The sequence below is a fragment of the Cupriavidus basilensis genome (assembly GCF_029335485.1).
GTDB lineage: Bacteria > Pseudomonadota > Gammaproteobacteria > Burkholderiales > Burkholderiaceae > Cupriavidus > Cupriavidus basilensis_E.
The window spans coordinates 1-5,687 of the sequence record NZ_JARJLM010000606.1 but is presented as its reverse complement, the minus strand read 5'-3'; the positions used below and the strand labels follow the sequence as shown (position 1 = coordinate 5,687).

General features: G+C 63.4%; 5 protein-coding genes. 3 read left to right on the top strand and 2 right to left on the bottom strand.

The annotated features are described in order from the left end of the window. Positions 1 to 25: 25 nt before the first annotated feature. Both P3W85_RS37410 and P3W85_RS37405 read right to left on the bottom strand, forming a co-directional pair. Positions 26 to 1,459 (bottom strand): HDOD domain-containing protein, encoded by a 1,434-nt coding sequence (locus P3W85_RS37410; RefSeq protein ID WP_035806805.1) that lies wholly within the window; start codon positions 1,457 to 1,459, stop codon positions 26 to 28. An 8-nt stretch (positions 1,460 to 1,467) separates the two neighbouring features. Then, on the bottom strand, positions 1,468 to 3,255 hold the full coding sequence (locus P3W85_RS37405) for a putative bifunctional diguanylate cyclase/phosphodiesterase (RefSeq protein WP_017224720.1): 1,788 nt from the start codon (positions 3,253 to 3,255) through the stop codon (positions 1,468 to 1,470). A gap of 230 nt (positions 3,256 to 3,485) precedes the next feature. On the opposite strand from P3W85_RS37405, the gene P3W85_RS37400 reads away from it, so the two are divergent. From P3W85_RS37400 to P3W85_RS37390, 3 genes are all read left to right on the top strand, one after another. After that, a complete protein-coding gene (locus P3W85_RS37400; RefSeq protein ID WP_276268498.1) occupies positions 3,486 to 3,884 on the top strand; it encodes a cupin domain-containing protein in 399 nt (132 codons plus the stop codon). A gap of 77 nt (positions 3,885 to 3,961) precedes the next feature. Next, on the top strand, positions 3,962 to 4,939 hold the full coding sequence (locus P3W85_RS37395; RefSeq protein ID WP_276268496.1) for a Bug family tripartite tricarboxylate transporter substrate binding protein: 978 nt from the start codon (positions 3,962 to 3,964) through the stop codon (positions 4,937 to 4,939). Between the two features lie 112 nt (positions 4,940 to 5,051). After that, on the top strand, positions 5,052 to 5,687 hold a 636-nt coding region (locus tag P3W85_RS37390), incomplete at its 3' end, for a tripartite tricarboxylate transporter substrate-binding protein (RefSeq protein ID WP_276268495.1).

The window sequence follows — 5,687 nt, the reverse complement described above, 5'->3', positions numbered from 1 at the left end:
GTGCGGGCCAGGCGGTATCGGACGCTTATCGGTGTTCGGCGGACCTGAGGAAACTCAATGAAATCTCCTGGGCCAGGAGGTTGACCGCTTCCAGTTCGCTTTCCGACAGGCCGTCGGTGCATACGGTCTGGCCCCAGTCGCCGCAAATAATCGCCACGCAGCGATTCCGCATCTTCACGGGCGCCAGCAGGATGGACCTGGCGTCGGTCATCTGCTCACGATACCAGCGCGGCACGCGATGGGCCACCTCCTTGTCGAAGGAGTCCTCGAACAGCAGCGGCTTGGCGGCGATGGCCGCGAAGTGAAAGATATCCGGGACGAACCCCTCCTCGCACGATAGTGCCTCCAGTTTCTCGCGCATGCCGTCGCCAAATCCGATGCGGGCCCCGAAACGCTTTGCCTCGGGGTTCAGCAGCATGAGAAAACAATGGGAGAAATTCAGTGCCCGCATGGCGGATTCGAGCGCCAGCGGGGCCAGTTCGGACACGGGCAGCTCGCGTCCTTCGCGCTGTATTTCAAGCAGGCTTTGCCGAAGACGCGGGAGGGCGTCCTTCGGCTTGCCCGACTTTTGCTGAGGGCTCGCCTCGGCGGGGTCCTCGGACTCGGCATGCGTCATGGAAGCGTTAAGTACCTGTGCCTGCACGATCGCGGCGTCCACGGTCGCGGTATGCAAGCCCAGTTTCTCCGCATGACTCAGCAGCAGGGCCTGGACGACATCCTCAGGTTCTCCCCGGGAGAGCAGGGCCGCGGCCAGGGACGAGACCTCGGCTATCGCGCCCAGCCAGTCGGCATGGGTTTCCAGGGCCACGTCCGCATCGAGGCGCTTGCGGGCCATCGACTTCGCGATCAGGGCCGGCAGCCGCCATTTGATGGCGGCGGCTGCGGCGATTTCCTCGAGGGTCACGCCCAGCACTTGCTGGCACGCTTCGCTTTCCCTGGCGGGATCCCCATCGTACAGGGCCTGGATCCGCTCCCATTCCTCGGGAAAGTAGAAGACCAGAAGGAGACGGCTCATATGGTGCATCAAGGTGCAAACCACCGCCTCTTCCGCCTGGCCAACGCCTTGCGCGCAGCTTAGCGCGCGGGTGAATTCTCCGGCAATCAAAGCCTGTTTCAGTTCCTTGGACGCCTGCGGGCGGTTGGCGGCCACTCCGGTGAAGTAATCCAGGAGCTGGACGCCCAGGGTCAGGTGGCTGATCGCATCGACGCCCAGCACCAGGATGGCTCGCGACACCGTGGTGACCTCGCCCCCGAAAGAGCGATACATGGCGGAGTTGGCCAGCCGGATGATCTTTTGCGACAGGCTGAAGTCGGAGAGCACGCCGGCGGCCATTTCCCCGACGCTGATGTCGCTGGTGAGCGTCTTGAAGATGTTGTCGATACTGAACTGCAGGGTGGGGAAATCCCCTCGCTGCGCCATTCTGCTCCAGAGCACATCGAAGAACGGGTTTGTCTGCATGGCGGCGTCTACTGCGAGAATACTTGGGCGGTGCCAAGCAATAACTGACCGGTTTGAGCCTGATGCTCGAACTGAGCCGGGCTCAATGCCTTCGAGTAGTACCATCCCTGCACCAGTTCGCAGCCGTGCTCGACGAGCAACTGGTTCTGCGCCTGCGTTTCCACGCCTTCCGCAATGGCCACCAACCCTAGTTCCCTGGCCAGGGACAATACGGCAAACACGATGGTCTTTGCATGCGGCGAGTTCATCATGTCGGTGACAAAGCTGCGGTCGATCTTCAAGGCCGAAAGCGGGAACTGGCGGAGGTAGGACAGGCTGGAGTAGCCGGTGCCGAAGTCGTCGACCGCAAACCGGACGCCCAGTGCCCGCAGTTCCACCAGCAGTTCCTGCGCCGCTTCGGGATCGGTCATCAGCGCGCCTTCCGTGATCTCGAGCACCAGGCGGCTCGCGCTCACGCCTGAGTCCGCAATCGCTTTCCTGACGCTGTCGGCGAATCCGGGATGCAGGAACTGGACCGGCGAGACATTGACCGACACGTAGTCGATATGTATTCCCTGCGCATCCCATGCCGCCAGCTGTGCGCAGGCGCAACGCAATGCCCAGGCTCCCAGGTGATTGATCAGCCCGTTGTGCTCGGCTACCGGAATGAATACATCCGGCGTGATGGACAAGGTCGGGTGCTCCCATCGCATCAATGCCTCGACCGCGCAGACCTTGCCTGAGTCGGGCCACACGATCGGCTGGTAATGAAGAAGGAACTCACCGTTCTGGACGGCCTGGAACATTTCCTGCTCGATGCGGAACTGCCTGTCCAGGCGATGTTCCAGTTCCGGCGAGTAGACGCAGTAGCGATTCTTGCCCCTGGCCTTGGCTTCGTACATGGCCAGGTCGGCGCATTTGAGCAACTGGGATTCCAGCCGGTGGGAGCCCGCCCCGAAGGCAAGCCCGATACTGGTGGTGACGCGGATCTGGCAGCCGGCCAGGTGAAAAGGCTGCCGGCACGCGTGAATGATGCGTTCCAGTATGCCGGTTGCCGCCGTTTCCGAAGCGACGCCGTCCAGGAGCAGGACAAACTCATCGCCTCCGAGCCGCGCCACGACATCCTTGGGGCGTATCGCGCCCTGCAATCGCACACTGACCTGTTTCAGCAGGGCATCGCCAAATTCATGGCCCAGGGAGTCGTTCACCTTCTTGAACCCGTCAAGGTCCATCAGGGCCACCGCAAACGAAGACGAAGCGGTTCCGGTCCCGTCCTCGGAGCAGTACTCGGCGATGCGTTTTCGCATCAGGGCACGGTTGCCCACGCCGGTCAGCGGATCGCGAAAGGATTCGTCGATGAATTTCTTCTCATTGATGACCCACTGGGTGACGTCGTAGCCGAACACGCACAGATGCGGGGCTCCTTCATGGCCTGTGCCGGGAGAGATACGGAGATCCAGCCACCGGCCTTCGCTCAAGCCTCCGGAGAACCGGAGCCGCGCCCGTTTGCTGCTGCCATCGCTGTCGCAGGCGCGCAGCAGGTCGGAGAGCAGTTCCCGCTGCTCCACCGAGACGACGTCCAGTATCGAGGATTTAAGCAGGTACTCGCGGGGATAAGCCAGCAATTGCGCCGATGCCAGGGTCGCCAGAAGTATGTTGCCACTGGCATCAACCCGCAGCGCGAGTCCGCCCGAGGCCTCCAGCAGCGCCCAGGCGTCTTGTGCCGATACGTCTGCGGCTACGTTCGGGTTCCGGTCGGATGGCACGAATTCGGTGGGCTCGCTTGCCAGAACAGCATCAAACGTAAACGAGGTCATGAATGTTTCTTGATAGGCACTTGGCCGTGATTGCGGTTCTAGTTTAACGGTTAACGGTCACGGCGCCGTTTCATTCACTGCTGAAGTGGCAGGCGCACATCGGAGGCCGGGTAGTTGACTATATTTTTCATGGGTATAAAATAGAATTCATAGATATGAAAACAATAACCGGCCAGGCCATGCCTCCGCTTCCAACCGCGGGGGGTGGCATGGCCGGCATGGAGACTGCAATGACGCCATCGTCGTTCTCGCCAACCTACTTCGTGCGCGCCGAAGCGGTGCCCGGCTATCACCCGGCCAACCATGTGGGCACCCTGAACCGCCGCATCGTCGGCCGCGAGAACGTTGGCGCCACCCAGCTTGAAGTGATCCACGGCACCATAGAGCGCGGCAAGGGTGCGTTGCCGCACGCGCATCCGGGGATCGAACAGGTTTGCTACGTGCTGGAGGGCAGGGCGCTTGCCGAGGTGAACGGTGAATCCTGCGAGCTTGGGCCCGGCGATTGCTGCTTCTTCCCCGCCGACGCCATGCATGTGTTCACGGTGGTCAGCGACGAACCCGTCAAGCTGCTGGTGATCTACTCCCCGCCTTACGAGGAATCCGCGGATCGCGTGATCCGTCCCGCCTGAGCCTTGCCGCGGCCATTGCGCGCGCGGCTCCCCGCCCCGATACGACGCTGGTTGTCGATGCCTGGAAGGAAACCCATATGAAACTGTCTTCCCGACGCAGCCTGATGCTGTGCGCCGCGATCTGGAGCGGGATGCCCGCCCTGGCATGGAGCAGCACCTATCCGGCCAAGCCGATCCGCATGGTGGTGCCTTACGCGCCCGGCGGTGCCTCCGACGTGGTGGCGCGGCTGGTTTCGCAAAAGCTGGCCGAGGCCCTGAAGCAGCCGGTGGTGGTGGAAAACCGCCCCGGCGCCAATGGCATCATCGGCACCGACGTGGTTGCGCGTGCCGCGCCCGACGGCTACACGCTGCTGCTCAACACTGCGGGCGCGCAGACGCTCAGCCCCGTGCTCTACAAGGCCGGGTACGAGCCCCTGAAAAGCTTCGCGCCCATCAGCCTGATCAGTACGATCGGCTTCGTCATGGTGGTCCACCCTTCGGTGCCGGCCAAGACCGTGCAGGAGTTCATCGGGCTGGCCCGCTCCAAGTCGCGCCCGCTGAGCTTGTCGGCCGGCAGCAGCATGATCGAGCTGATCGGGGAAACCTTCAAATCCACCGCGGGCACGCCGGACGTTGTCAGCGTGTCCTATCGCGGCACCGGTCCGCAGATGCAGGCCGTGGTGGCGGGCGAGGTCGATATGACCATCGATCCCTTCAATTCGATGGCGATGATCCGTGCCGGCAGGCTGCGGCCCCTCGCGGTGCTGTCGCCCAAGCGCTCGCCCGCCTTGCCCGATGTCCCGACCATGCAAGAGGCCGGCATCCAGGGCATGACCTTCAGTTCATGGGCTGGCCTGCTTGCGCCGGCAGGCACTCCCAAGGATATCGTCGCGCGGCTGAACCGGGAGATCGTCCGCATCGTTGCCCTGCCTGAGATCAAGGAGCGCCTGGCCGCGATCGACTATGAAGCGGTTGGCAGTACGCCCGAGCAGTTCGCCACCATCATTGCCGACGACACCGCCCGCTGGGCCAAGCTGGTGAAGGATACGAACTACAAGGAGAAGACCGCGCCCTGAGACGGGCAGCGGCTCGCCCGAGCGTCGTGTAGTCCAGTAGCAACCGCAACCGCAACCGCAAAGCCAATCCATCCAGAAGAGATGGCTGGCCGGAAAGCCCAGGAGACCAGACATGCCAAGCCTCATCACGCTGCTGCGCGCGGCGCTGCCATTGCTGACGCTGGCGGCCGCACCTTACGCCGCCGCCGCCGATGCCTACCCCAGCAAGCTGATCCGGCTGGTGGTACCGTTCGCCGCCGGCAGCGGCACCGACGCGGTCGCCCGCATTACCGCCAAGGAGCTGGGCGAGGCGCTCAAGCAAAACGTGATGGTGGACAACCGCCCCGGGGCGAATGGCGCGATCGCAGCCGAACTGGTCGCGAAGGCGGCGCCGGATGGCTATACGCTGTTCATGACCACCAACACCACCCATTCGGCCAACCCTTCGCTGATGAAGACGCTGCCGTATGACCCGATCCGCGATTTCACGCCGGTGGCGCGCATGGGCAACCTGCCGTTCATGCTGGTGGTCAATCCCAAGCTGCCCGTCAAGACCGTGCCGGAGCTGATCGCCTACGCGCGCGCGCATCCGGGCATGTCGTACGCCAGCGGCAACAGCACGGGCATCGTATCCGGCGCCACCCTGGGCCGCATGGCCGGGCTCGACCTGCTGCACGTGCCCTACAAGAGCACGCCGCCGGCCATGACCGATGTGATCGCCGGCCAGGTGCCGATGATGTTCGTCGACGTGGCGGCCGGCATCGCCAAC

Excerpts from the sequence above, each read along its gene's own strand:
- P3W85_RS37410 (WP_035806805.1), bottom strand. The coding sequence starts at position 1,459 with ATGCAGACAAACCCGTTCTTCGATGTGCTCTGGAGCAGAATGGCGCAG.
- P3W85_RS37405 (WP_017224720.1), bottom strand. The coding sequence starts at position 3,255 with ATGACCTCGTTTACGTTTGATGCTGTTCTGGCAAGCGAGCCCACCGAA.
- P3W85_RS37400 (WP_276268498.1), top strand. The coding sequence starts at position 3,486 with ATGACGCCATCGTCGTTCTCGCCAACCTACTTCGTGCGCGCCGAAGCG.
- P3W85_RS37395 (WP_276268496.1), top strand. The coding sequence starts at position 3,962 with ATGAAACTGTCTTCCCGACGCAGCCTGATGCTGTGCGCCGCGATCTGG.